23 protein-coding genes are annotated in these 24,998 nt (G+C 68.4%); 5 read left to right on the top strand and 18 right to left on the bottom strand.

Features of this window, described 5'->3' with window-relative positions; translation table 11 throughout:
- Nucleotides 1–34: 34 nt before the first annotated feature.
- Nucleotides 35–3,505, top strand: coding sequence for a transcription-repair coupling factor (gene mfd / locus F573_RS0107695; protein ID WP_019022091.1), 3,471 nt, complete (start codon nucleotides 35–37; stop codon nucleotides 3,503–3,505).
- Nucleotides 3,506–4,201 carry a CsiV family protein gene (locus F573_RS0107700; RefSeq protein ID WP_019022092.1) on the top strand — a complete coding sequence of 232 codons (696 nt, stop codon included), beginning with the start codon at nucleotides 3,506–3,508 and terminating at the stop codon, nucleotides 4,199–4,201.
- Between the two features lie 67 nt (nucleotides 4,202–4,268).
- Here F573_RS0107700 and F573_RS0107705 read toward each other — a convergent pair whose 3' ends face one another.
- Genes F573_RS0107705 through F573_RS0107715 form a run of 3 tightly spaced genes read right to left on the bottom strand, consistent with a single transcriptional unit; the run spans nucleotide 4,269 to nucleotide 6,942 of the window.
- Complete coding sequence (locus tag F573_RS0107705) at nucleotides 4,269–5,228, bottom strand: S49 family peptidase (protein ID WP_019022093.1); 960 nt, start codon at nucleotides 5,226–5,228, stop codon at nucleotides 4,269–4,271.
- 29 nt (nucleotides 5,229–5,257) lie between these two features.
- Nucleotides 5,258–5,962, bottom strand: coding sequence for an HAD family hydrolase (locus tag F573_RS0107710; RefSeq protein ID WP_019022094.1), 705 nt, complete (start codon nucleotides 5,960–5,962; stop codon nucleotides 5,258–5,260).
- Nucleotides 5,959–6,942, bottom strand: a complete 984-nt coding sequence (locus F573_RS0107715; RefSeq protein ID WP_019022095.1) for an RluA family pseudouridine synthase — start codon at nucleotides 6,940–6,942, stop codon at nucleotides 5,959–5,961. Before F573_RS0107715 ends, F573_RS0107710 begins: the two co-directional genes overlap by 4 nt.
- A gap of 478 nt (nucleotides 6,943–7,420) precedes the next feature.
- Here F573_RS0107715 and F573_RS0107720 point away from each other — a divergent pair, with 478 nt between their 5' ends.
- Entirely contained in the window at nucleotides 7,421–10,435 is a 3,015-nt protein-coding gene (locus F573_RS0107720) for an Rne/Rng family ribonuclease (RefSeq protein WP_019022096.1), read from the top strand.
- A gap of 59 nt (nucleotides 10,436–10,494) precedes the next feature.
- Here F573_RS0107720 and F573_RS0107725 read toward each other — a convergent pair whose 3' ends face one another.
- On the bottom strand, nucleotides 10,495–11,001 hold the full coding sequence (locus F573_RS0107725; RefSeq protein WP_019022097.1) for a low molecular weight protein-tyrosine-phosphatase: 507 nt from the start codon (nucleotides 10,999–11,001) through the stop codon (nucleotides 10,495–10,497).
- Nucleotides 11,002–11,156: 155 nt separating this feature from the next.
- Between F573_RS0107725 and F573_RS0107730 the strand changes: the two genes are divergently transcribed.
- A complete protein-coding gene (locus F573_RS0107730) occupies nucleotides 11,157–12,350 on the top strand; it encodes a flagellar hook-length control protein FliK (protein WP_019022098.1) in 1,194 nt (397 codons plus the stop codon).
- A complete protein-coding gene (locus F573_RS0107735; protein WP_026300852.1) occupies nucleotides 12,347–12,664 on the top strand; it encodes an EscU/YscU/HrcU family type III secretion system export apparatus switch protein in 318 nt (105 codons plus the stop codon). The genes F573_RS0107730 and F573_RS0107735 overlap by 4 nt, the downstream gene beginning before the upstream one ends.
- 23 nt (nucleotides 12,665–12,687) lie before the next feature.
- Here F573_RS0107735 and F573_RS0107740 read toward each other — a convergent pair whose 3' ends face one another.
- From F573_RS0107740 to flhF, 14 genes are all read right to left on the bottom strand, one after another.
- On the bottom strand, nucleotides 12,688–13,110 hold the full coding sequence (locus F573_RS0107740; protein ID WP_018869463.1) for a DUF2802 domain-containing protein: 423 nt from the start codon (nucleotides 13,108–13,110) through the stop codon (nucleotides 12,688–12,690).
- An 83-nt stretch (nucleotides 13,111–13,193) separates the two neighbouring features.
- Nucleotides 13,194–13,421, bottom strand: a complete 228-nt coding sequence (locus F573_RS0107745) for a hypothetical protein (protein ID WP_018869464.1) — start codon at nucleotides 13,419–13,421, stop codon at nucleotides 13,194–13,196.
- A 73-nt stretch (nucleotides 13,422–13,494) separates the two neighbouring features.
- On the bottom strand, nucleotides 13,495–13,953 hold the full coding sequence (locus F573_RS0107750) for a chemotaxis protein CheW (RefSeq protein ID WP_018869465.1): 459 nt from the start codon (nucleotides 13,951–13,953) through the stop codon (nucleotides 13,495–13,497).
- 138 nt (nucleotides 13,954–14,091) lie between these two features.
- Complete coding sequence (locus tag F573_RS0107755) at nucleotides 14,092–14,838, bottom strand: chemotaxis protein CheW (protein WP_019022100.1); 747 nt, start codon at nucleotides 14,836–14,838, stop codon at nucleotides 14,092–14,094.
- Complete coding sequence (locus tag F573_RS0107760; protein ID WP_018869467.1) at nucleotides 14,835–15,638, bottom strand: ParA family protein; 804 nt, start codon at nucleotides 15,636–15,638, stop codon at nucleotides 14,835–14,837. Before F573_RS0107760 ends, F573_RS0107755 begins: the two co-directional genes overlap by 4 nt.
- A gap of 17 nt (nucleotides 15,639–15,655) precedes the next feature.
- Entirely contained in the window at nucleotides 15,656–16,531 is an 876-nt protein-coding gene (gene motD / locus F573_RS0107765; protein WP_019022101.1) for a flagellar motor protein MotD, read from the bottom strand.
- A 7-nt stretch (nucleotides 16,532–16,538) separates the two neighbouring features.
- The gene (locus tag F573_RS0107770) at nucleotides 16,539–17,282 is read right to left on the bottom strand and encodes a flagellar motor protein (protein ID WP_019022102.1); all 744 of its coding nucleotides are present in this window, start codon (nucleotides 17,280–17,282) and stop codon (nucleotides 16,539–16,541) included.
- 1 nt (nucleotide 17,283) lies between these two features.
- Nucleotides 17,284–18,396, bottom strand: coding sequence for a chemotaxis response regulator protein-glutamate methylesterase (locus F573_RS0107775; RefSeq protein ID WP_019022103.1), 1,113 nt, complete (start codon nucleotides 18,394–18,396; stop codon nucleotides 17,284–17,286).
- A gap of 2 nt (nucleotides 18,397–18,398) precedes the next feature.
- Nucleotides 18,399–20,666, bottom strand: a complete 2,268-nt coding sequence (locus tag F573_RS0107780; protein WP_019022104.1) for a chemotaxis protein CheA — start codon at nucleotides 20,664–20,666, stop codon at nucleotides 18,399–18,401.
- A gap of 72 nt (nucleotides 20,667–20,738) precedes the next feature.
- Nucleotides 20,739–21,521, bottom strand: a complete 783-nt coding sequence (locus F573_RS0107785) for a protein phosphatase CheZ (protein WP_018869472.1) — start codon at nucleotides 21,519–21,521, stop codon at nucleotides 20,739–20,741.
- Nucleotides 21,522–21,556: 35 nt separating this feature from the next.
- Nucleotides 21,557–21,937: a chemotaxis response regulator CheY gene (locus F573_RS0107790; RefSeq protein ID WP_018945949.1), complete on the bottom strand. Its 381-nt coding sequence runs from the start codon at nucleotides 21,935–21,937 to the stop codon at nucleotides 21,557–21,559.
- 39 nt (nucleotides 21,938–21,976) lie between these two features.
- Nucleotides 21,977–22,738, bottom strand: a complete 762-nt coding sequence (locus F573_RS0107795) for an RNA polymerase sigma factor FliA (RefSeq protein ID WP_018945948.1) — start codon at nucleotides 22,736–22,738, stop codon at nucleotides 21,977–21,979.
- Nucleotides 22,735–23,559 carry a MinD/ParA family protein gene (locus F573_RS0107800; RefSeq protein WP_019570004.1) on the bottom strand — a complete coding sequence of 275 codons (825 nt, stop codon included), beginning with the start codon at nucleotides 23,557–23,559 and terminating at the stop codon, nucleotides 22,735–22,737. The genes F573_RS0107795 and F573_RS0107800 overlap by 4 nt, the downstream gene beginning before the upstream one ends.
- A complete protein-coding gene (gene flhF, locus F573_RS0107805; protein ID WP_081619212.1) occupies nucleotides 23,543–24,949 on the bottom strand; it encodes a flagellar biosynthesis protein FlhF in 1,407 nt (468 codons plus the stop codon). Before flhF ends, F573_RS0107800 begins: the two co-directional genes overlap by 17 nt.
- Nucleotides 24,950–24,998: the final 49 nt, after the last annotated feature.

The following is a 24,998-nucleotide window of genomic DNA, read 5'->3' on the forward strand; positions in this document are numbered from 1 at the left end:
TGCCGCGTCCGCCATTCCGGAAGCTTCACACCGCATGTCCGAAGAACTGCGCAACCCCCTGAATCCCGGCCGCCTTCCCCGCTCCGGGTTCGAGACCTGGACCGGCCTGGGACCGAGCGCCAGCACGCTGGCACTGGCGCGGGCCGCCGCGGATTTCCCGCACCCGCTGCTGGTGATCACGGAATCCAACGAGGCCGCGGACCAGTGGGAGGAGGAGTGGTCGTTCTTCACCGCCGGGCAGGACATCCCCCTGCTGCGCCTGCCCGACTGGGAGACCCTGCCGTTCGATGTGTTCTCGCCCCACGAGGACATCATCTCCGAGCGGCTGCGCACCCTGTACCGCCTGCCCGGACTGGAGCACGGCATCATCCTGATGCCGGTCGCCACCCTGATGCAGCGCCTGCCCCCGCGCCAGTGGCTGGCGGAACAGGGCATCGCGCTGCACAAGGGTCAGCGTCTCGACCGCATGCAGCTGCGCGAGGACCTGGTTCAGGCGGGCTACAACCCGGTACAGCAGGTGATCAGCCACGGCGAATTCGCGGTGCGCGGGGAGATCCTGGATCTGTTTCCGATGGGGGCGGAACAACCGGTGCGCATCGAGTTCCTCGACGACGAGATCGACTCGCTGCGCCACTTCGACCCGGAATCCCAGCGCTCCACCGAGACCACCGAGCGCCTCGAGATCCTGCCCAGCCACGAATTTCCGCTGCATGAAGAGGCGATCCGCGAGTTCCGCAGCCGCTACCGCACGCGCTTCGAGGGCGACCCCGGCAAGCACCCGATCTACCGCGACATCTCCGAGGGTCTGGTGCCGCCGGGCATCGAGTCCTACCTGCCGCTGTTCTTCGAGACCCTGGACACGGTGTTCGACTACTGCCCGCAGGCCCGCGTGGTGCAGGTGGGCGACATCGCCACCGCGGCCGGACAGTTCGCCGACGAGGTCTTCCAGCGCTATGACCAGCTGCGTCATCAGGTGGACCGCCCCCTGCTGCCGCCGGACGAGCTGTACCTGAACCCCGAAGCACTGGCCGGGGCACTGGGGGACGCTTCGGGGCTCGCGCTGGGCGCACAGCCTGCGCCACTGCCCGCCGGGCGCGGACGCGAGGTGGGCTTCCGGTGCGAGGACCCGCCCGACATGGCCCTGGAGCCCGCCAGCGACACTCCGGCGCGCCGGCTGCAGGACGTGCTCTCCGGGGGCCCGCGTGTGCTGGTGACCACCGAGTCCGCCGGACGCCGCGAGGCCCTGCTGACCCTGCTGCGGGATCATGGCCTGGACCATCACGCGGTGGCTGGCTGGGAGGATTTCCTCGCGAGCGAACCGGGGCTGCACGTAACCGTCGGTACGCTGGCGGCAGGATTCCGGCTGCCGGATGACCGTATCGTGGTCCCCGAATCCGCCCTGATGGGCGAGCGCGCACGCCAGACGCGGCGGCGGGCGCGCCCGACCCGCGATGCGGACGCGGTGATCCAGAACCTCTCCGACCTGACCATCGGCGCCCCGGTGGTGCACGAGGAACAGGGCGTGGGCCGCTACCTGGGCCTGCAGACCATGGAGATCAATGGTCAGCCTTCCGAATTCCTGACCCTCGAGTATGCCGACGGCGCAAAGCTCTACGTGCCGGTCTCCTCGCTGCATCTGATCAGCCGTTACGCCGGGGCCGATGCCGAACACGCCCCGCTGCACCGGCTCGGCAGCGAGCAATGGAGCAAGGCCCGGCGCAAGGCCGCGGAGAAGGCGCGTGACGTGGCCGCGGAGCTGCTGGATATCCATGCCCGCCGGGCCGCGACGCAGGGCACGGTGTTCGAGACCGAGACCCCCGAATATCACGCCTTCGCCGCCGGTTTCCCGTTCGAGGAGACCCTCGACCAGCAGCAGGCGATCGATGCGGTGCTGTCCGACATGGCCGCCGACCAGCCGATGGACCGGGTGATCTGCGGCGATGTGGGCTTCGGCAAGACCGAAGTGGCGATGCGTGCCGCCTTCGTCGCGGTGCAGAACCACAAGCAGGTGGTGGTGCTGGTGCCCACTACCCTGCTCGCGCAGCAGCACCACCAGAACTTCATCGACCGCTTCGCCGACTGGCCGGTGCAGATCGAATCGCTGTCGCGGTTCCGCTCGGCCAAACAGCAGGAAGCCGTGCTCGAGGGCCTGCGCGAAGGGAAGGTCGACATCGTCATCGGCACTCACAAGCTGCTGCAGAAGGACCTGAAGATCGACAATCTCGGGCTGGTGATCGTCGATGAGGAGCAGCGCTTCGGCGTGCGCCACAAGGAGGCCCTGAAGAAGCTGCGCGCTCAGGTGGACATGCTGACCATGACCGCCACCCCGATACCGCGCACGCTCAACATGGCGCTGGCCGGGCTGCGTGACCTGTCGGTCATCACCACCCCGCCGCGCGAGCGTCTGGCGGTGAAGACCTTCGTCAACGAATGGAACGACGCGGTCATCCAGGAGGCCTGCCTGCGCGAGATCCGGCGCGGCGGACAGGTGTACTTCGTTCACAACGAGGTCAACACCATCGACAAGACCGCCGCGCAGGTGCGTGAACTGCTGCCCGGGGCGCGGGTCGGCGTGGCGCATGGCCAGATGCGCGAGAGCGAGCTGGAACAGGTGATGCTCGATTTCTATCACCGTCGCTACAACATCCTGGTCTGCTCCACCATCATCGAGACCGGGATCGACGTGCCCACTGCCAACACCATCGTGATGAACCGCGCCGACAAGCTGGGTCTGGCGCAGATGCACCAGCTGCGCGGGCGCGTCGGCCGCTCGCATCACCGCGCCTACGCCTATCTCCTGACCCCGCCGTGGAAGAGCCTCAGCGCGGACGCGAAGAAGCGCCTCGAGGCGATCGCCTCGCTGGAAGACCTGGGAGTCGGCTTTACCCTCGCTTCACACGACCTGGAGATCCGCGGTGCCGGCGAGCTGCTGGGTGACGAGCAGAGCGGGCAGATCACCGAGGTCGGCTTCAACATGTACAACGACCTGCTCAACCGCGCGGTGAGCGCGCTGCGCTCCGGCAAGATGCCCGAGCTGGAGGCCCCCGAGCCAACCGGGACCGAGGTCGAGCTGGGAATGCCGGCGCTGCTCCCGGACGAATACGTCCCCGACGTGCATACCCGGCTGATCCTGTACAAGCGGATCAGCAACGCCGATTCCGAGGACGCCCTGCGTGATCTGGAAGTGGAGCTGGTCGACCGCTTCGGCCTGCTGCCGGATCCGGCGCGCACCCTGTTCGCGGCGGCACGCCTGCGTTTGCGCCTGACCCCCCTGGGCATCCGCAAGCTGGAGATGGGGCCGGCCGGCGGTCGCCTGGTCTTTGGAACGGATCCCGATCTGGACATCGGGGCCCTGGTGGAACTGGTGCAGTCGGACCCGCAGGGGTATCGTCTGGACGGACAGAAGGCCTTCCACTTCCATGGCAGCATGGAGACGCTGGAAGCCCGAACCGAGGCGGTTCACCGCCTGTTGAACACCATCAGCCGCAACCAGGAGGCGGCCTGAATGTCACGCAAACATCGCGAGTCCCCGACGACCGACGTCCGGTCCGGTCCGCACAGCCCCGGTCGGCGCCGGCTGCTGGGCACGCTGGTGGCCCTGCCCTGGCTGGCGCCCGCCGGCCCGGCGCTGGCCCAGGTCGGGCGTGAGTACCGCATCGAGCTGGTGATCTTCCAGCACCTGACCGAAGAAGGCCGCCGGTTACTGGAAACCACGGGGGCCGCGTTGCAGCCATCGCCGGGATCCGGCCCGATCGGCGAAGGGACCTACCGGCATTCGCGCCAGGGCTTCGACCTTGGCCATGTGGTCCGGCGCATCGAGGACGATCGCGACAGCCGCCTGATAGCCACCCTCGCCTGGGACCAGCGCGGCCGGGACCATGCCTCCACGCCGTGGCTGACGGTACGTGAGGGGCGCCCGCTCGACCGCCGCACGCCGCTGTACGACGATCGCGGTCCGGCCTCGCCGATCCTGCAGGAACCGGCAGAGGAACGTCACGAACTCGAAGGCCGTTTGCGGGTCTGGGTCGGTCGTTTCCTGCATCTGGAGACCGACCTGATCTTCCATGACGCAACCGCCGGGAATGGCGCCATTGCCGTCCGGGGCCATCAGCGGATGAATTCGGGCGACGATCTGTTCTACCTCGACCACCCGGTCGTCGGCATGATCGCGCGCGTCACGCGCATCGACACCAGCGACTGAGGCGCGCGCCCGCCGGACATGGAGTCCGCGGGGCGGGGCCGCCCCTGCCCGGTTCCGGTTCATCCCCTCATCGCCACTGAGGCGTGGATTCCAGGTTCAGCACCTGCTGCATCACCACCGTGCCCAGGTCCTCCAGGAACAGCTGGATGGGCGTGCGGCGCGGACGGAATTCCACCATTTCCTCGATTCCGATCACGTCGCGAGCCACGCTGCGCGGATTGCCGAGACCGTCGGTCAGCCCGAGCTCCACGGACCGTTCGCCGGTCCAGGTCAGCCCGTTGAAAATATCGGCGTCCTCGTCCAGACGTTCGCCGCGTCCGGCACGGACCACATCGATGAACTGCTGATGGACGTCCGTGATCAGGCCTTCCATGTGATCCACATGGTCTGGCTCCAGGGGCAGGAACGGGTCGAGGAAGGCCTTGTTCTCCCCCGCGGTGAACAGCCGGCGCTCGACACCGATGTTGTCGATCAGGTCCACCACGCCAAAGCTGTCCAGACGCACGCCGATGGAGCCCACCAGGCTGGCGCGGTCGGCGTAGATCTCGTCCGCCGCTACCGCAATGTAATACGCGCCCGAGGCCCCGATGTCGCCGATCACCGCGTACAGGGGGATGTCTTCGTGTTCCTCCTTCAGGCGCAGCAGTTCGTCGTGGATGATCCCGGCCTGGACCGGACTGCCGCCACCGGAGTTGATGCGCAGCATCACCGCCTGCGTGCCGTCATCCTCGAACGCCCGCTTGAGCGTCCGGGTAAGGTCCTCCGCATTGGCGCGGGCCGAGGCCGCGATCATGCCGTCCACGTCCACCACGGCCACGTGTTCCCCGGGTTTTCTGTCGGTTTCGAACCAGCTGTCGAAGCCGTCGCCCCGCACCAGGATCAGCAGGGCGAACAGATAGGCGAACAGCAGGATCTTGAAAAAGATGCCCCAACGGCGCGCGCGGCGCTGTTCGATGACCTGCGCCTGGACCAGATTCTCCAGGGTTTCACGTTCCCAGCCCGGCTTGTCGTCTTTCGACCATCCCATCTCGTTCGTCCTCTTCTAGCCGCGGTCCGTCACGGTTCCATCAGTCGGCGGTGCAGCGCGGGAATGTCCGGTACCAGCGCCGCCGGTTCCTCGGCAGCGAGGCGCGCGTCCGAATGGGCCCCGTGGGTGATCCCCACCGCCCGTACCCCGGCCGCCCGCGCCATCTGCAGATCGTAGATGCTGTCGCCCACCATCAGCGCCCGCTCGCGGGCGACCCCGGTACGCCGCAACAGGTCCTCCAGCATCGCGGGGGCGGGCTTGGACGGCTGCTCGTCACTGGTCACGGTGGCCACGAAGCGGGGGCCCAGTCCACTGGCCGCCAGCGTCCGGTCGAGCCCGGCGCGGGATTTGCTCGTGGCTACCGCCAGCAGGATCTCGCGCCGGTCCAGGTCCTCCAGCAGCGCCTCCACGCCGGGGTAAAGCGGCTCGTCCGGGGCATCCGTGGCCTCCAGGTAGCACTGGCGGTAGCTCGCGGCGAACGCCTGTATCCCGGCGTCGTCCAGTTCGGGATGGAGCTGACGTACCGCCGCCTGTACCCCCAGCCCGATGATGCCACGCAGCGCGCTTTCCTCGCGCTCGGGAAGGCCGTGCTCGCGGGCCGCACGGCGCAGGCAATGGATGATGCGCCGCGGCGAGTCCATCAGCGTCCCGTCCCAGTCGAAGACCACCAGGCGGAGTTCCCCGGTGTCGGGCGGAAGCAATGCCACCTGCGTATCCGTGCCCGTTGCCGTCATGTCGTCGTGTCCGCCGTGTCCAGATTTTCCAGCACCTGCTGCAGTTCGTCCGGTAAGGGAGCGGAAAAGATCCGCTCCTCGCCCCTTCCGTCCTCGAAGCGCAACGCCTGGGCATGCAGGAACAGGCGTCCGAGGCCCAGCTGACGCAGCCTGCGATTGGCATCCGGCAGGCCGTATTCATGATCGCCCGCGACCGGATGACCGATCTCGCGGCCATGCACCCGGATCTGGTGAGTCCGTCCGGTGCCGATGCGGACCTCGGCCAGCTGAAAGGCGCCATGGGCTTCCAGCGGCATGAACACGCTGTTCGCTGCGCGCTGGCGTCCGCCGGTGTCGCCCGCCGCGGACATGCGGCGGCGCCCGTCGTCGCCGCGGTCCGCGCCCAGCGGGGCATCACAATGGATGGGCTGGTCATCTTTCCAGCGGCCGACCAGCAACGCCAGGTAACGCTTGTCCACGCGCCCGTCACGCAGGGCTTCGTGCAGGGCCTGCAGCGGCTCGCGCCCCTTGGCAAGCACCAGACACCCGGAGGTCTCGCGGTCCAGGCGGTGACCCAGTTCCAGCGACGCATCCGGCCGCAACACCCGCATCGCCTCGATGATCCCGAAGGGCAGACCGCTGCCCCCGTGCACCGCCAGACCCGAGGGCTTGTCCAGCACCAGGTAGTCGTCGTCCTCGAACAGGATCGCCCCGCGCAGGCGTTCCAGCACCTTCGGAGGAACATCCGGGGTGCCGGTCTCCTGCGGACGCTCGAGGTCCGGCACGCGGACCTTCGAGCCAGTGGCGAGGCGCTGGCGCGCGCTGGCCCGCCGGCCGTCCACGCGGATGGCCCCCTTGCGGATCAGCCGGTAGAGCAGACTCCGCGGCACTCCCCTGAGTTCGCGCAACAGGAAATTGTCGAGACGCTGGCCGTCGGCGCGCTCGCCCACCACCAGCTCGCGGGGGCCGGAAGCGCCGGCGTCGGAAGATCGGGATTTCATGCGCGTAATGCTACCGCAGTCCCCTCCCCGCGGCCATGCGCGCCGCGCCTGCCGACGCCGCGGCGATCGTCACCCGGGGGACAGAACGGGTCCTGCCGTGCGTCGTCATAAAGTAGCAAAAAACTTGCCGCGGCAGGGCCTTGTATCCTACATTGCCCGCTGGCGGTACCCCGTTTCGGGCGTACGCCGCCACGAATCATCCACCGCTCCGGCCCGCGCCTCAGGCGCCGGGGCCGGACGGCCCTCGCCAAGAGCGAACGCGTGACACTATTTCTTTTAACCCAGTCCTGCTTCCCCGGTCGCTGTCCAGAAGGACGGCTGATCCCGTGGCTGCTGGTGAATACCTGGCTGGCGCGCTGGCTCACGCTACGCGCCGCCCCTGCGCGCACTCTTTCAGCACAGCATCCGTGCCGCACGGTCACCGCCCGCCCGACCGGCCCTGTCGGGGAGCAGCGGGACGCCCCAACGAGTCCATCGCATGAAACGCATCCTGATCAACGCAACGCAGCCGGAAGAGCTGCGCGTCGCCATGGTCGACGGCCAGCGGCTGTACGACCTCGACATCGAACTTCCCTCGCGCGAGCGCAAGAAAGCCAACATCTACAAGGCGAAGATCACCCGCGTCGAGCCCAGCCTCGAAGCGGCCTTCGTCAACTTCGGGGCTGACCGCCACGGCTTCCTGCCGTTCAAGGAAATCGCGCATTCGGCGGTGGGAGCACCGGCCGACAGCGACAAGCCCGTCCGCGAGTTCCTGAAGGAAGGCCTGGAGATCCTGGTCCAGGTCGAAAAGGAAGAGCGTGGCACCAAGGGTGCGGCGCTCACGACCTTCATCAGCCTGGCCGGGCGCTACCTGGTCCTGATGCCCAACAACCCGAAGGCCGGCGGCGTCTCGCGCCGGATCGAGGGCGAGGACCGGGCCGAACTGCGCGAGGCCCTGTCGGGCCTGAACATCCCCGAAGAGATGGGCCTGATTGCCCGCACCGCCGGTGTCGGCCGCAGCACCGAAGAGCTCCAGTGGGACCTCGATTACATGACAGCGCTGTGGTCGGCGGTGACCGAGGCCTCGAAAAAGGCCCGGGCCCCTGCCCTGATCCACCAGGAAAGCAACGTCATCATCCGTGCCCTGCGCGACCACATGCGCACCGATGTCGGCGAGGTGATCATCGACGATGACACCATCTACGAACAGGCCGACGAGTTCGTGCGCATGGTCATGCCCAACAGCCTGCGCAAGCTGAAGCACTACACCGACCCGGTCCCGCTGTTCAACCGCTACCAGATCGAAAGCCAGATCGAGAGTGCGTTTGACCGCGAGGTGCAGCTGCCCTCCGGCGGCGCCCTGGTGATCGACCACACCGAGGCGCTGATCTCCATCGACGTCAACTCGGCGCGCTCGACCAAGGGCGGCGACATCGAGGAGACGGCCTTCCATACCAACCTGGAAGCGGCAGAGGAAGTCGCGCGGCAGCTGCGGATCCGCGACCTTGGCGGCCTGATCGTCATCGACTTCATCGACATGAGCGCCAACAAGCATCAGCGCGAGGTCGAGAACCGCCTGCGCGAGGCGCTGGAAATGGATCGCGCGCGCGTTCAGGTCGGCCGCATCAGCCGCTTCGGGCTGCTGGAAATGTCGCGCCAGCGGCTGCGCTCCTCGCTGGGCGAATCCAGCCAGATCACCTGCCCGCGCTGCCACGGCCACGGCCAGATCCGCAGCGTGGAATCCATGGCGCTGTCCATCCTCCGCCTGATGGAGGAAGAAGGCATGAAGGACCGTACGGGCCTGGTCCTGGCCCAGGTCCCGGTGGATGTGGGCACCTTCCTGCTCAACGAGAAGCGCCAGGCCATCGGCGAGATCGAAGAGCGTCACGGGGTCGAGATCAGCATCATCCCCAACCCGCAGTTCTTTACCCCGCATTTCACCGTGCAGCGCGTGCGCGGCGACGAACGCGAGGAAGTGGTCAGCGATCGCAGCAGCCACCAGCTGGTGGAAATCGTGGAGGAAGACCCGGACCCGCATCAGGAGCGCCGGCAGAAGCCGGAAAAACCGCTGGTTCAGGGCGTCAGGGTATCCGCACCACCGCCGGAGTCCCCGGCCGCGCCGCCGACCGGCGCGGGTTCCTCCGCTCCGGCCGGACCGCCGCCGGAACCGGTGGCCCAGCCCGGATTCTTCGGACGCATCTGGTCCGCGCTGTTCCCCAACAGCCGTCCCCCGGCCAGCACCGCCGGCACGCCGGCCGAAGCGGAAACGGCGTCAGAGGGCGAAGCGCGTGGCCGGCGCCGTGGCAAGGGTGGCGAGCGCGGGCCGGATCGCAACCGCAAGTCCGGCGACAGGAGCGGCGACAGCGGTGGTAATGGCAGCCGCCGTTCCCGTGGCGGCAAGGGTGACAAGTCCCGCAAGTCGGACAAACCCGACAAGTCCGGCGAGGAAACGCGCACCGGCAAGGGTGGCGGCCGGAACGGCGGCAAGCCCGAAGGTGATGACAAGCCGCGCAAGGAGAAGACCGCCGAACCCGGCGAAAGCAAGGGCAAGGCCGCCGGCGGCGGGCGTTCCGGCAAGACCGGCGGCGCCGACAAGTCCCGCAAGGGTGAAGACAAAAGCGAAGACAAGGCCGCCCCCGAAGGCCCGAAGACGGCCGAAACCAGCGCGGATACGCCCGTGGAGGCCACCACACAGGAAGCCGCGGATCGTGCGCCGGAGACCTCCGGTAGCGGCGAGGACAGCGGGGATGACGGCAAGGGGCGCACGCGCAGCCGGCGTTCCCGCCGTGGTGGCCGGCGTCGCGGTGGCCGTTCCCGCAGCGGCGACGCGGCAGCGGACAGCCAGGAGACCCGTGACGACCAGGACGCCAGCGCCACCGATTCCGGCGGCACCGACTCCGGCGAGCCCACGACCGACAACAGCGAATCCGGATCGCAGGCCCCGACCCCGGTCCGCTCCGACGCCAAAGCACCGGAGGTGAGCCCCTCGCAGGAAGACAGCGAGGCGGCACCGGCATCCGGCGTTCGCAAGCCCCGCACCCGCAAACCGGCGAAAAAGAAGGAACCCGCCGCCAGCGAAGGGGACGCAGACAACCAGGCCCCGGCCGAGGCACAGGCGGAACAGGCTCCGGAGGCGGCCAGCGATGACACCGGCGAAGACGCGAGTGGAAGCAGCAGCCGTCGGCGGCGTTCCTCCGGAAGCCGCGGACGCTCGCGGGCCGCGCAAAAGCCGGAGGGCAATACGAGTGACGAGGGCAGCGCGGAGCCGGTGACGGAGCCCGCCAGCGAAGCGGCTACCGCATCCGCGCCCGAAACCGGATCATCCGACGAATCCCCGGATGCCGGCACGGCCCCGTCCAGCCGCCGTCGCCGCACGAGCTCGACCCGGTCCCGCAAGAGCGCACCCGCGAGCGAAGCCTCCGACGCCGGCCCGGCAGCGGACGCCGGGGACAGCAAGCCCGCGGACACCGGCGGCGAGACGGACGCAGACGGTTCCGGGTCCAAGAAGGACTGAGGCCCGGTTCCATGAATCCCGCCCCCGCAGGCCCGCCCCTGTGGCGGCGGGATTCCCGGTCAGCCGGTGGATCCCTTCCCCGGCCGGATGCCGTGCTCGCGTTCGAAGTGCTCGAGCAGGCCGTCCGCGGCCGCCTCGACCAGGTCCATCACATGGACGAAACCCTCCCCTCCACCGTAATACGGGTCCGGGACCTCGGTTTCGGGCCGGTTCACGGCGTACTCGGGGAAGCGTTGCAGGCGGGCGCGCGTATCCTTGCCCTGCAACTGGCGAGCAATCCGCTCGTTCGCCTCGTCCATTACCAGGATGTAGTCGAATTCATCGAAGTCTTCGTGTTCCAGCTGGCGCGCGCGCAGGTGGCTGATGTCGTAGCCGCGGCCCCGGGCTTCATCGCGCGCCCGGGGATCCGGCCCGGAGCCGATGTGATAGCCATGGGTCCCGGCCGAATCGACTTCGATCGCGTTCTCCAGCCCGCGCTCGCGCAGGCGCTGTTCGAGTACGCCATGTGCCATCGGCGAACGACAGATGTTACCCATGCAGACCATGAGTACACGCAGCTTGGACATGTTGTTTCCTCTGTTGATGAATAGATGACTCGACGCGGCGGGAGCCTGCCCTGCCGCGGCCGTTGTGACAAGCAGGCATGCTCGTACCCGAGATTCCGCCCGGGCCGGGCTTTGTGCCATGCTGATCCGGCATTCCAGCGAGAAGAGCGTTCCCCATGGGCGATTTCACCGGCTCGCGTCCTCTGCTACCCCTCCCCGCCCCCGCGGACGGTGCGCGTGCCGGCGGGGTCCGCGATCCGCTGGCCGCCGTTGGACAGCGGATGGAGGTCCGCATGATCGAGCGCCTGGCGGACGGCAACGTCCGGCTGCAGCTGCCCGCAACCGGGGGTGGTAGCGGTGGCAGCGGCGATCGCCCCGGCGTGATGGTCGCTCGGCTGGCCGGCGCGATGTCCGAGGCGCTGGCTGCCCGTGCCGAAAGCGGCCAGCGCCTGATGGCCGAGGTCACGCGCAGCTCGCCCTCGCTGGAAGTGCGGCTTCTGCCGTCCGCGGGTTCACCGGGCGTCGGGACCGGGTCGCCGGCGGAGATGGATCGCCTGGCGGCCTTGCTGCGCCGGACCCTGCCCGCGGCGCGCGCCCTGGCACCAACGCTGCAGGCCCTCTCCGCCGCCGCAACGCCCGCGGACGCCCGCTCCGACACGGCCTCGATGCGCATCGACGCCCTGGTGCGCGGTCTCCCCGACGTCTCCGGCCTGACCCGCCCCGAAGGCCTGCAGCAGGCGGCGCGTGCCTCCGGGGTGTGGCTGGAGTCCATGCTGGCCCAGTCCGGTACACCGGGCAGCGCGGGCCCGAACCTGTCGGGCGACCTCAAGGCCCGGCTGCTGCGGGCGGCCGACGCCCTGCGGCAGATGCCCGGCACCGGCCCGGGCGTCAGTGCCGGGTCGGCCCCCGCGGGCGGGACGGGCCCGCTGCTGGAGGGCATGCTGGCCCGCCTCGCCAGTCTCCAGCTGCAGGCCGCCAGCGACGGAGCGGATCCTCAGCGCTGGTTGTTCGAACTGCCATTTCGGACCCCGCAGGGTATACAGGGCCTGCATGGCGAGATCGAAAAACACGCCGGCGAACACGACGGGGCCACCGAAGGGGACTGGCGCTGTCGCCTGACCCTCGATCTGCCGGCCCTGGGCCCGACCCTCATCGTGCTGCATTCACGGGCCGGACAACTGCACATACATTTTACCGCCGAACGTGCGGAGACCGTGGAACGCCTGCAGGCCGGCCAGGGGTCCCTGCGCGACAACCTCGCCGCGCGCGACCTGGAACCGGCGAGTCTTGCGGTGCGTCAGGGCGACGTGGATACCGATCCACAGGCCCGGCCGGACCGGGTGCACGGCATGCTGGACGAACGCGCATGACTCGTGGCCGCGACAGGCGAACGGGCGGGGCCACGGGGGCGCCGGGGCATGACCGGGCGGTCGCCCTGGAGTGGGATCGCCGGCAGGCACCGCGCATAACCGCGTCGGGCGCCGGAGTGACCGCGGAGGAGATCCTCCGGATCGCCGAGGAAAACGATATCCCGCTGCATCAGGACGCCGCCCTGACCGAGGCCCTGGCCCAGGTCCCGCTGGGCGAGGAGATCCCCGAGGAGCTTTATGTGGCCGTGGCGGAGGTACTGGCCTTCGTGTTCCTGCTGGCGGGGATCACCCCGGAGGACCTCGGACGATCCTGATCAGCCCCCGTCATCAGCCCCCGTCAGTCGTCGTCACGCGCACTCCCGGCACCGTGCAGGCTGTAGATCAGGTCCAGTTCCGCGGCGGTCAGGCTGCAGAGCCGGCGGACTTCCTCGCGCGGATAACCCTCGCGGACCAGCTGAATGGCCTTCTCGTACGAGCCCTGATCCGGGTCACGCGCGCGCAGCTCGGTGTGCTGGTCGTGCAGGCGTTCCAGCGCCCGCTGTACCGAAGCCTGCGCCTGACCGTGATTGATCACCCCTTCGGACAGGACCTTCATCGCCCCCTGCAGGGCCATCAGGGAGGTCGCCTGGCGCTGGTAGTCCTGCCGCAGAGCCGTGAGCTGCCGCCGCAGCAGCAGCACCAGCGCCACGGCGAATCCCGCTACGATGGTGGCCAGCAGCGCGATCCCCGCCGCAAGCCAGACCAGTAGATTCTCTCCCATCAACCCGTGCTCCCCGTTGGCTGGCCCGATTGTCGCGTGAAGTCACGGTCCGAGGCCAGTCCGGAGATGCGATGCGACGGCAATCAGGCGTATTCGTCGATCCGCCCGCCCCGGCGCCGTTCGCGTTCGGCCAGGCGTGGCGGTTTCTGCTGGGCCGGGGGGATCCCGGGGCGCAGGATCGGGTCCCGATCATGGTCGTCGCTGAGGGCGTGGCCGGCCACACTGGTGTGCACCGGACGCACGTCGCGAGGTGGCCTGAGGACCGGGTAAAGCGGCCGTACGGAACGGTCGTGCTGGAGCTCGTCCACCATTTTTTCACCTCCCGCACGGGCGGTCCGTGCATCGGTGCGCCGTCCCGCCCGACCGGGTGAATCCGGCGCCGGGCTACAGCTCCCGCAGCTGCGCCCACTCCTCGTCGGAGAGGAGCTTGTTCAGGTCGACCAGGATGGTCAGACCCGCTTCGGTACTGGTGACGCCCTGGATGAAACGGCTGCTTTCGTCGTTGCCGACCTCCGGCGCCGCCTCCACGCTGTCGGGCGAAATCCGCACCACTTCGGACACCGAATCCACGAGGATGCCCACGTTCTGGTCGTCCACGTCGATGATCACGATGCGCGAGGCATCGTCCGGCTCGCGGTCTTCCAGCCCCATGCGCCGACGCGCATCAATTACCGTAACCACGTTGCCGCGCAGGTTGATGATGCCGAGGATGTAATCCGGTACGCCGGGCACCGGCGCGATATCCGACACCTTCAGCACCTCCTGGACCTGGAGCACGTCGATGGCGTAGGTCTCGTCGGCCAGGCTGAAGGTCACGTACGGAGCGGTATCGGCCTTGGCCATGGATTCAACGTCTTGTGCGCTCATGCTCATCCTCTTGGAGCGGTCGTGTCCGGCGGGACGGACACGCAACATGGATTCTTTTTCAATGTAACGGCCGACGTCCTGGCGGCTTGAATGCCACCTGGTCCGGCCGGTGGTTCACTGCTGACCGGACTCCCAGTCCCCGGCCTCGAGACTGCCGTGCAATGCCGTCAGGTCCAGCAGGGTCGCCATCTTCTCGCGATCCACGCCCGCGAGCCACGGCAGCCGGCGCCGTTCGCTGCGCCAGCGAAGCTGTTCGGGATCGATCGTGCGGGTCCCGTGGATCGCCCGGCAGGCCAGCGCAAAGCGCGAGTTCGCGAGGAAGACCACCTGACGCGCGGTGTCCGGTTCGTACTCCCGGTCCGATGGCGTCACGATGGCGGCGAGGTCGATCAACTGCACCCGGCCCTGCTTGCTGTCCGCGATGCCCAGATACCACGGAGAATGCGCCGGCGTCGGGCGGATGTTCAGCTGATCCAGCGGCGTCACGCCTCCGAGGTCCACCAGGGGGGCCAGCAGGGTCAGAGGCCCGGCTTCGATGACCAGGGCCGAAAACGGCTTTTCCGGCCGGGGATACGTCGGACCCGCGGGAGATTCCGGCGGCGCGGCGGGGCCGGAAACCGGCGCCGGTTCGCTCGCCGGAACCTCCACCGGGCTGTCCACCGGCTCCAGGATGTCGTCGCGCATCAGGCTGCGCGGGCCGGCCGGTGCCTCGGCCACCGGTGTACGCGAATCCTGCGCGGACCGTTCCTCCTTCTGCTCGGCGGGGGCCGGCTCCGGCGCGTCCAGCAGGTCGCCGAAGTAGTCCTCGAGGGCCTGTGGCTCGGCGAGCAGCGGCCCGTTCTGTTGCCGGTGACGGCTCATTTCGCCTGTCTCCTCTCCCCGTGGGTCCGTGGCAGCCGTCCGCCGATGGTTTCCAGCAGGTCGGCATAGGCCAGCACGCCGCGGGCATCCGGGATCATGAAGCAAAGCGGCTGTCCTGCGCTGGAGGCATCACGGAACTTGGTATCCACCGGAATCACCCCGGACCAGACCTCGTCGCCGTACTGCCGCCGCAACTCGGCCAGCGCTTCGTGTGCCGCGCGGGTTCGCCGGTCGAACAGGGTCGGGATGATGCGGTAGTTGAGTTGTGCCTTGCGCGATTTCTGGACCATCGTCAGGGTGTTGATCATGCGCTCCAGCCCCTTCAGGGCGAGGAATTCCGTCTGTACCGGGACCAGCAGTTCGTCGCAGGCCGCCAGGGCGTTCACCATCAGCACGCCCAGCATCGGCGGGCAATCCATCAGGACATAGTCGTAGTCGTCCTGCACGCCCTCCAGGGCATGGCGCAGCACCAGCCCCATGCCGCCCCGCGTACCGAGCTGACGGTCGAGCGTCGCCAGCGCGGTACTCGCGGTCAGCAGATCCAGTCCCGGGAACGGTGTCTCGCGTATCAGCCCGGCCGGGTCCGGACGCTCGCCTTCCACCGCCTGATTGAACAGTTCGTACACGCCACGCGTCGCGGTCTCGGGGTCGTGTCCGAAGTACGCGGTGAGCGAGCCGTGCGGGTCCATGTCCACCAGCAGCACCCGCTGGTCCGGACCGGACAGCAGTCCGCCCAGGGTCACCGTCGTTGTGGTCTTGCCCACCCCGCCCTTCTGGTTGGCTACTGCCCAGATCTTCATGCGACGTCCTCTCGTGGCTAAGGCGACGGCAATTCGTCACGCAGCTGTTCCGGTTCCCGTTGTCCGTCCTCGCGCGGGGGGGCCCCGGGCAGCACCACGATCGCCACCCGGCGGTTTTCCGCCCGCCCGGCCGCGGTCTCGTTGTCGGCCACGGGTCGGTGTTCCCCGTGCCCCAGCGCCACCATGTCGGCCGGGTCCATGCCCTGCTGTTCGAACATCCTGACCACTGTGGCCGCCCGCGCGGCGGACAGTTCCCAGTTGGAAGGATAGACCTCCGTGGTGATCGGGACATTATCGGTATGCCCCTCGACGTGAATGCGCGCCGCGCGCGGCGCCAGCACCCCCGCGATATCTTCCAGCACGGGCTCCGCATCCGGGTTCAGGGTGGCCTCGCCGCTGGGGAACAGCAACTGGCTGGTGATCTCGATCTCCAGCCAGTAGGTGTCCCGCGTCACGTCCACCTGCCCGTCCTCGATCATCGGTGCCATCGCCGATTCGATCTCGGCGGCCACCTCGGCGATCTCGTCCAGCAGGCCCTGCAGGTCTTCGTCACCGCGCTCCTCGAACAGACCCGAGGCCGCCCGGTCCAGCGCTTGCGGGCCGTCGTCCAGCAACCCCGGCCGGATGTCGATGGGTGCCAGCGTACGCGGTACGTCCGCGTCCGACGGTGGCGCGACCACGCCGGGATCGCCGACCTGGATCGGCTCCAGCTGCCCCGGGGTCCCGAAGGCTTCCACCAGCGAATCGGACAGCACCCGGTACTTGCCCTCGTCGACCGAGGAGATCGCATACATCACCACGAAAAACGCGAGCAGCAACGTCACCAGATCGCCATAGGGGATCGCCCAGGCTTCGTGGTTGGCTTCCTCCTCCTGACGTTTGCGCCGGGCCATGTCCGTCCTACCCGTGCACGTAGCCGCCGAGCTTGCTCTCGATGTTGCGGGGATTCTCCCCCTCCGCGATCGCGATCAGACCCTCCATCAGCATCTCCTGGTGACGGGAGCGTTCCTGCACCAGCGCCTTCAGCTTGTTCGCCACCGGCAGGAACAGCAGATTCGCCGAAGCGATCCCGTAGACCGTGGCCACGAACGCGGCCGCGATCCCGGCGCCCAGACGATCCGGATCGGTCAGGTTCTGCATCACGGCCATCAGCCCCATGACCGCGCCCACGATGCCGAGCGTGGGCGCATACACCCCCATGCTCTCGAAGACCCTGGCGCCCTGCAGATCGAAGGCCTCGCGGTTGTCCACGTCGGATTCCAGGATCTGCCGGATCACCTGCGGCTCGGTTCCGTCCACCAGCAGCTGCAGCCCCTTGCGGGCGAACGGGTCGCGTTCCTCTTCGGCCACGCTCTCCAGTCCGAGTAGTCCTTCCTTGCGGGCGATGTTCGACCATTCCACCACGCGCCGAATCATCGCCGCGTTGTCGATCGCCGGCGGACGAAAGACCCACGGCAGCATCTTCATGCCGTGCGTGAAGACCCCCAGACGCGCCTGCACCAGGGTCGCGCCGAGGGTGCCCAGCACCACGATGATGAACGCCGCGGCATTCCACAGCGCGCCGATCCCGCTTCCCTTGGCGATGCTTCCGCCCAGCACCGCAACGAGCCCCAGGAGAATCCCGATGAGGCTCAGGATATCCATGTCAGCAGAACCCCTTGACCAGGGCCGGTCCAATCTCCGGCAACGGATACACGTGGTCCGTCAATCCGGCCTCGGCGACCGCCGCCGGCATGCCGTACACCACCGAGGTCGCCGCATCCTGCGACCACACCAGGGCCCCGCAACCCTTCAGCGCGCGCACGCCCTCGCGGCCGTCCGCCCCCATGCCGGTCAGGATGATGGCCAGGACCTGGCCGCGCAGCGCATCGACGGCCGATTCGAAGGCCGCGTCCACACTCGGCTTGTAGATGGTGCCCGCCGGACTCTCGGTCACCCGCACGCGGGTCTGGGAACCGCGTTCCAGCGTCAGCTGCTGGCCACCGGGGGCCAGCAGAGCCGTGCCCGGGCGCAGGAAGTCGCCGTCCACCGCCTGCTTGATGCGGATCGGGCAGATCGCGTCCAGCCGCTCGGCAAACGCCGGGGTGAAGCTTGCCGGCATGTGCTGGACCAGCACCACCGGGAGCGGGAAGTTCGCCGGCAGGTGCTTGAGCACCTCCTGCAACGCCACCGGCCCGCCGGTGGAGGTCCCGATCAGCACCGCGCGCAGGGAACTGAGCGGTGCCGGCGGACGGGCCACCGGCGGCTTGGGCGTCTCGCGCGCGGTTTCGCTCGCCTTGCGGTCCGCAGCCTGCCGGCGTTCCGACACGGGTGCCTCGGTTTTCGGCCGGTCCCCTCCCGGCGCACTGGAGGAACGCGCGCGGCTGCGCGCCAGACTGCGGACCCGCCGGCGCAGCAGGGCACGCGCACTGTCTTCGTCCCCGGCCATGTCGGAGAAGCGTTTGGGCAGAAAGTCGACCGCCCCGGCCTCCAGCGCATCCAGGGTCGCCTGGGCACCCTCGGTGGTCAGGCTGGAGAACATCAGGATCGGTCGCGGATGGTCGGCCATGATCTTGCGGACCGCCGTGATGCCGTCCATCACCGGCATCTCGATGTCCATGGTCACGACATCCGGGTCCAGTTCCTTCACGGCGTCGACCGCCTTCTGGCCATCCTCGGCCGTACCCACGACCTCGATCCCGATATCCGCGTTCAGGATCTCCGCAATCCGGCGTCGGAAAAACCCGGAATCATCCACCACCAGAACCTTGACCGGCATCCTCAGCCCTCAGCTCGTCGGGCGGCCCGGCGCGCGCGCCCGATGCCCGGTACCTGATTCACCAGCAGGGTGACCAGGTCCGAGACATCCAGAATGAGTGCAATGCCACCATCGCCGGTAATGGTCGCCCCCGCCAGGCCCTTGACCCCCTGAAGATTCTGGCCCAGGGGCTTGATGACAACCTCTTCCTGCCCCACCAGACCATCCACTACCAGGCCGACCTTGCGGTCGGCCGCATGGACCACGACCACATGGGCGTTCTCGCGGGGTTGTGGTTCCACGCCGGGCTTCGCCCAGCGCGACAGATAATGGATCGGCAGGGTCTGGTTGCGCACCACGATGACTTCCTGCTCGTCCACGTAATGGGTCTGGGTGAGGTCCAGGTCGAGGATCTCGGAAACCGCCGCCAGCGGGATCGCGAAACGCCGTTCGCCCAGGATCACCATCAGCGCCGGCAGGATCGCCAGGGTCAGCGGCAGCTTTACCCGCAGCGTGGTGCCGACGCCCACCTCCGAATCGATCTCCACGGTGCCGTTGAGCTGGTTCAGGCTGGTCTTGACCACGTCCATGCCCACGCCCCGGCCGGAGACATCCGAGATCTCGGCCTTGGTCGAAAAGCCGGCCATGAAGATCACGTTGAAGGCCTCGCGGTCGGTCATGCGCTCGGCCATCGCGGGCTCCATCAGCTCCTTTTCCACCGCCTTGCGGCGCAGGGCCTCCGGATCCATGCCGCGTCCGTCGTCCTTGATGATCAGGGCGATATGGTCGCCCTCCTGGGCGGCCCCGAGGACCACCGTGCCGCGTCGCGGCTTGCCGGCCGCCTCGCGCTCGTCGGGCATCTCGATCCCGTGGTCCACCGCATTGCGCACCAGATGCACCATCGGGTCCGACAGGGCCTCGACCAGGTTCTTGTCGAGGTCGGTCTCCTCGCCAAAGATCTCCAGATCGATTTCCTTGCCCAGGTTACGCGACAGATCACGAATCACGCGCGGAAAGCGATTGAAGACCTTCTTCACCGGCTGCATGCGGGTCTTCATCACCGACGCCTGGAGATCCGAGGTCACCAGCGCCAGCGAACTGATCGCCTTGCCCAGTTCATCGTCCACGTGCTCGGAGCGCAGCATGCTGAGCCGGTTGCGCACCAGGACCAGCTCGCCCACAAGATTCATGATCTCGTCGAGCCGCTCGGTATCCACGCGCACCGAGGTTTCGCCCTGGTGTCCACCGCCGCCCTGGCCGCCGCCCCCGGTACTCCCGCCGGCGCCGCCACCGCCGGAAGCGCCGCCGCGCGCACCGCCGGAGGCGGGCGCAGGACCGGAACTTTCCGCTTTCTGTTCCTTTTCCTTCCCGGCCATGTCCCCGGGCGAGGCTGCCGCCGGTTCTGCGGCGGGCCCGGTGTCCGCATCTCCGGTGCCGCCCGCCGCGGCGGCGGACGGGCCCGGCTCGGCCGGTTCGGCCGGGGCTGTCGGTGGACCAGCGCCTTTCGCCTGCAGTTCGTCAAGCAGGCTCTCGAACTCATCGTCGGTGATCTCGTCGTCGCCACCACCCGCGTCACCGCCATCCGCGGCCGCGACCTCCGGGGCCGACTCCGCTGCCGTGCCCGGATCCACCGGCTTCGGTGGCTGGTCTCCGTGCAGGCTGTCCAGCAGGGCCTCGAACTCGTCGTCGGTGATCTCGTCCCCGGCACCCACGCGGACTTCGTCATCGCCCGGCGCGTCATCCGCTGCCGGCTCCGGCGCGGACGGCGACTCGGCCGCTTCCTCCAGCGCCTCCGACGGCCAGTCGTCGGCCGTCGCCGGCGCTGCCTCCCCGGCCGGGGCCGCGTCCGGCGTTTCTTCCGCGACCGGGGCGGCTTCGTCCCCGCCGCCGACGGGGACCGTTTCGTTGCGGGCCATGCGTCGCAGGGTGTCGACCAGATCTTCGGGCGCCGGCGTCGGCTCCTGGCCGTCGCGCAGCTCGCCGAACATCACGTTGAGGGTGTCCAGCACCCGCAGCATGGTGTCCATGAGCTGGCCGTCCACCTGGCGCTCGTGATTGCGCAACAGGTTGAAGACGTCTTCGGCGTTGTGGCACACCGTCACCAGCGGGTCGAGCCCGAGAAAACCGGCCCCGCCCTTGATGGTATGGAAACTGCGGAAGACCGCATTCAGCAGATCGGTATCGTCCGGATGCTGTTCCAGGTCGATCAGCTGTTCGTTCAGGCCTTCCAGCAGCTCCCCCGCCTCGATCAGGAAGTCCTGGAGGATTTCGTCGTTGGGGTCGATGGCCATGCGGTCTCTCCGTTCCGGTGACTCGAATCGTCGGCAGATGGCTGCCGGTGCAAGGGGATCCCGGGACGGACCCTAGAACCCCAGGCTCGACAGCAGATCGTCCACCTCGTCCTGTCCTTGAACGACATCCGTGCCGGAATCTTGAGTGTGGGGCACCGCGGGTCCATGCCCGCGGCGGTCCTCCTCGCGTGCGGTTCGTTCCGCCTCCGGGGCCTTTTCGGCCGCCGACCGGGCATCCTTCTCCAGGCGCCCGGAAGACAGGCGGATCAGCGAGACCAGGTTTTCCTCCAGATCCGTGACCAGACGGATGACCCGCCGGATCACCTGCCCGGTGAGATCCTGGTAGCTCTGTGCCATCAGGACCTGTGACAGCAACCGGCGCAGTTCCTCGGTGTCCTTGCCGGTCTGTTCGAAAAATGCATCGAGTTCGCGCGCGAACTCGCGGAATTCCTCCACCGACAGTTCGCGGTTGCGGAACCGGGTCCATTTTTCGGTGAGTTCCGCGGCACGCCCGGCGAATGCCTCGGCAATCGGCAGGGACGATTCCACCGCATTCAGGGTTTCGTGCGTGGCCTGTTCGGTCTGGGTCACCACGTAACTCAGACGCTCGCGCGCATCCGGAATCTCGTCCTGCGCCAGCTCGACCAGACGCGAATCGCCCCGGAAGCTCTCCAGTGCCTCGTGCAGTTCGCGGGTCAGCTTGCCCAGTTCGTCGAACAGTTCGCGTTCATAAGGCCGCGCGAGCTCCTGGATCAGGCGGCGCGAAGCCTCCTCGTCACCGCCTTCCAGAGCGCCCACCAGCTCCCGCGCCAGCGCGAGCCGGTCATCCCCGGAGGCATTCTCTTGTTCGGTCATCGGGTCTCTCTTGCCGTGTCAGCCGGTCGCGGTATTCAGCCTTGAGCTTCAATACGTTCGAAGATCTTTTCGATCTTCTCCTTGAGTGTCTCGGCCGTGAAGGGCTTCACAATGTAACCGTTCACGCCGGCCTCTGCCGCCTCCACGATCTGATCGCGTTTGGCTTCCGCCGTGACCATCAGCACCGGCAACGATTTCAGCCGCTCGTCCTTGCGTACCTCGCGCAGGAGGTCGATGCCCGGCATGTTGGGCATGTTCCAGTCGGTGATCAGAAAATCGAAGTCGCCGTTCTGCAGCATCGGCAGGGCGGTGCTCCCGTCGTCGGCCTCCATGGTGTTGTTGAAGCCAAGATCCCGCAGGAGATTCTTGATGATGCGCCGCATCGTGGAGAAGTCGTCCACGATCAGGATTTTCATACCCTTGTCCACAGTTCGCTCCGGGAATGTGTTTGAACCTTAGAATATCTGCAGGGACTCGACGTCTTCGAGCCACGAGCCCAGACGCGCCCGCAGACGGTGCACCGCCTGGCTGCGGATCTGGCTGACGCGCGATTCGGTCACGTCCAGCACGGCACCGATCTCGCGCAGGTTGAGTTCTTCGGTGTAGTACAGGTTGAGCACCAGTCGTTCACGCTCGGGCAGATCGCCCAGTGCGCCGGCCAGTTCCTCGCGGAACTCCCCGGCCTCGATGCGCCGCGACGGGGACTGCTCCTGCCCTTCCAGCACGCGATCCGCCTCGCCCTCCGGGCCGCCCACCTCGTCCAGCGCGAACAGATGGGCACCGGCGTGATCATCCAGCATCTGGTAGTAGGTTTCCACCGGGACGCCCAGCTCCTCGGCGATCTCCGGGGCGCGGGCGGCGCGGCCCTCGCGGGCCTCCACCGTCTGCATCGCCTCGGAGATCCGCCGGCTGTTGCGGTGCACCGAGCGCGGCGTCCAGTCGCTGCGACGCAGCTCGTCGATCATCGCCCCGCGGATGCGGATCCCGGCGTAGGTGGCGAAGGTCGCCCCCTGCCCGCCTTCGAACTGCCGCGCGGCCTCGATCAGCCCCACCATGCCCGCCTGCACCAGGTCATCCACCTGCACCGAGGCCGGCAGCCGGGCCATCAGGTGATGGGCGATCCGATTCACCAGCTCGACGTGGTCCGCGACCAGCTGGTCCGGTCCGCCGGTCCCCGCACGGGCGTATCCCGAAAGTCTGTTCTTTGGCGTGTTCATGCGCTTTGCAGCATCCTCTCGACGAAGAATCCAACCCCCCCGCTGGCGCCGCGGGCCACCGGCCAGCCGTCGACCTTGCGCGCGAGCTCGAGGAACGCCCGTCCCGCCGGGCTGCCCGGAGACTGCTGCACCACCGGCGCCCGTTTCTGCACCGCCTGGCGCAGGGCATCATCCAGCGGGATCACGCCCACCAGATCCAGTATGACCTCCGGCAGATAGGTGGAACAAACCGCCTGCAGCTTCTGCATCACCCGTTCCGCGCCGGCACGGCCCTGCACCATGTTCGCGACCACGCGGAACCGGTTCACGCCATGATCCCGATGCAGGACCTTGATCAGCGCATAGGCGTCGGTCATCGATGCCGGCTCGTCGGTGACCACCACCAGGGTCTCCTGCACGGCCTGACAGAAACTGGTCACCGACTCCTGCAACCCGGCGGCGGTATCCACCACCAGCACGTCCAGCGGTCGTGTATACATGCTGAAGGCCTGGATCAGGCCGTGATGTTCCGGCCGGCTCAGGTTGGCCATGGTCGCGATCCCGGACGCGGAAGGCACCACGCGGATTCCCTCCGGGCCCTCGATGATCACGTCTTCCAGATCCTCGACGTCCCCGGTCACCAGGTCGTGCAGCGTCCGCTGCGGACGCAGGCCCAGCAGTACATCGACGTTCGCGAGCCCCAGGTCCGCATCGAACAGCATGACCTCGCGTCCCAGACGGGCCAGTCCGACCGACAGGTTGACCGAGACATTGGTCTTGCCGACCCCGCCCTTGCCCGAGGCCACCGCGACCACCTTCAGGGGCTTAGTGTTGTGTGACATGACGTCCCTTCAGCACCGGTTGAATCATTTCCAGCGGGGCGGGCTCCTCGCCCGCGGCCGGCTCGTCCGCGGATCGCGGTCGCCGCGCCTCGCGTTCCGTCGCCTGGCGCCGCCGCCAGGCCTGCATCGCCTCGTCGACCCAGGCATCGGCCGCCCCGTGCTCGGGTTCCTCCTGCAGCGCCAGGCGGGTCAGATGTCCGGTATCCACGCGATGGAAGTCCTCGGCGATGCGCTGGCCGTCGCTCATGAACGCAACACCCAGCGGCTGGTCCAGCAGTACCGAAAGCACCTCGCCCAGCTGTTCCGCCTCGTCCAGCTTGGTCAGCACCAGGGCCGAGGGTTCGGTGGGGGCGAATGCCTCCAGCACCCGGCGCAGGGCCATGCCCTGGGTGGTGGCCGCGATCACCAGCCAGGTCTCCGCGCGCACGTCGGCGGGCATGTCCGTCAGCAGGGGTTCGCGCGGGGCGGTACGCGGCGACTGTCCGGCGGTATCCACCAGGATCAGGTGCCCGCTGCCCGCCGAGCGCCGCGCCATCTCGCGCAGCTCGGCCTCCGTCTCCACCACACGCACCGCGGTTCCCGCCATCTGGCCGAAGGCCTGCAACTGCCGCGTCGCGCCGATGCGCTGGGCGTCCATGGTGACCAGGGTGACCGAATCCGGCCCCATGCGGCGGATCTGGCGCAGTGCAATCCGGGCAATGGTGGTGGTCTTGCCGACCCCGGTCGGTCCCTCCAGCGCGAGCACCCCGCCCTCGTCGAGGATGGAGGCGCGCGCGGTGACGATGGCACCCGACAGGCGTGCCCGCAGGCGCTCCCATGCCTCCTCCGAGCTGTGATCGTCGAGGATGCTGCCGGCCAGGCTGCGCGCCAGCGGCTCGCGGAAGCCCAGATCCATCAGCCGCGCCTTGCATTCGGCCGCCAGTGGATGCCGCGCCGCCCAGCGGGCCTGCTCGTTCTCTTCGTACTGCCGCGTCAGCAGACTGCGCAGATCCCGCAGTTCCTGACGCATCGCGGACACCTCGGGGTCGGTGGGCCATTGCGGGGCCGGCCGCTGCCGGGACCCGGCAGCCGATCCCCCGCCGGCGGAAGCCGCCGCGGGCTCCGGCGCGCGCGAGTGCTCACCACGTGGCGCCGGTTCATCGCGCACACCCTGGCGCGCCGATTCCCGGGCGGAGCGTGCCTCGCCGCCGGCGTCGTCCTGCCGCGGGGCACCCCGGCCGTCACCCTCCGCCGTTCCGGCGGGCTCCTCGCCGCCATCGAGGGCCGCGACCACCTCCAGCCAGCCGTCGACCCGGCGGCTGGACAGGATCACGGCGTCCTCGCCCTGCTCCTCGCGGACCTGGCGCATCGCGTCGCGCATGTCCCGTGCCCGGTATCGTCTGACATTCATCGTTCGCTCTCCCGCCGATCGTTGACTGGTGCTTCAGGCCATGCCCGTT

This window comes from Thioalkalivibrio sp. ALE23 (assembly GCF_000378545.1).
Classification (GTDB): Bacteria; Pseudomonadota; Gammaproteobacteria; order Ectothiorhodospirales; family Ectothiorhodospiraceae; genus Thioalkalivibrio.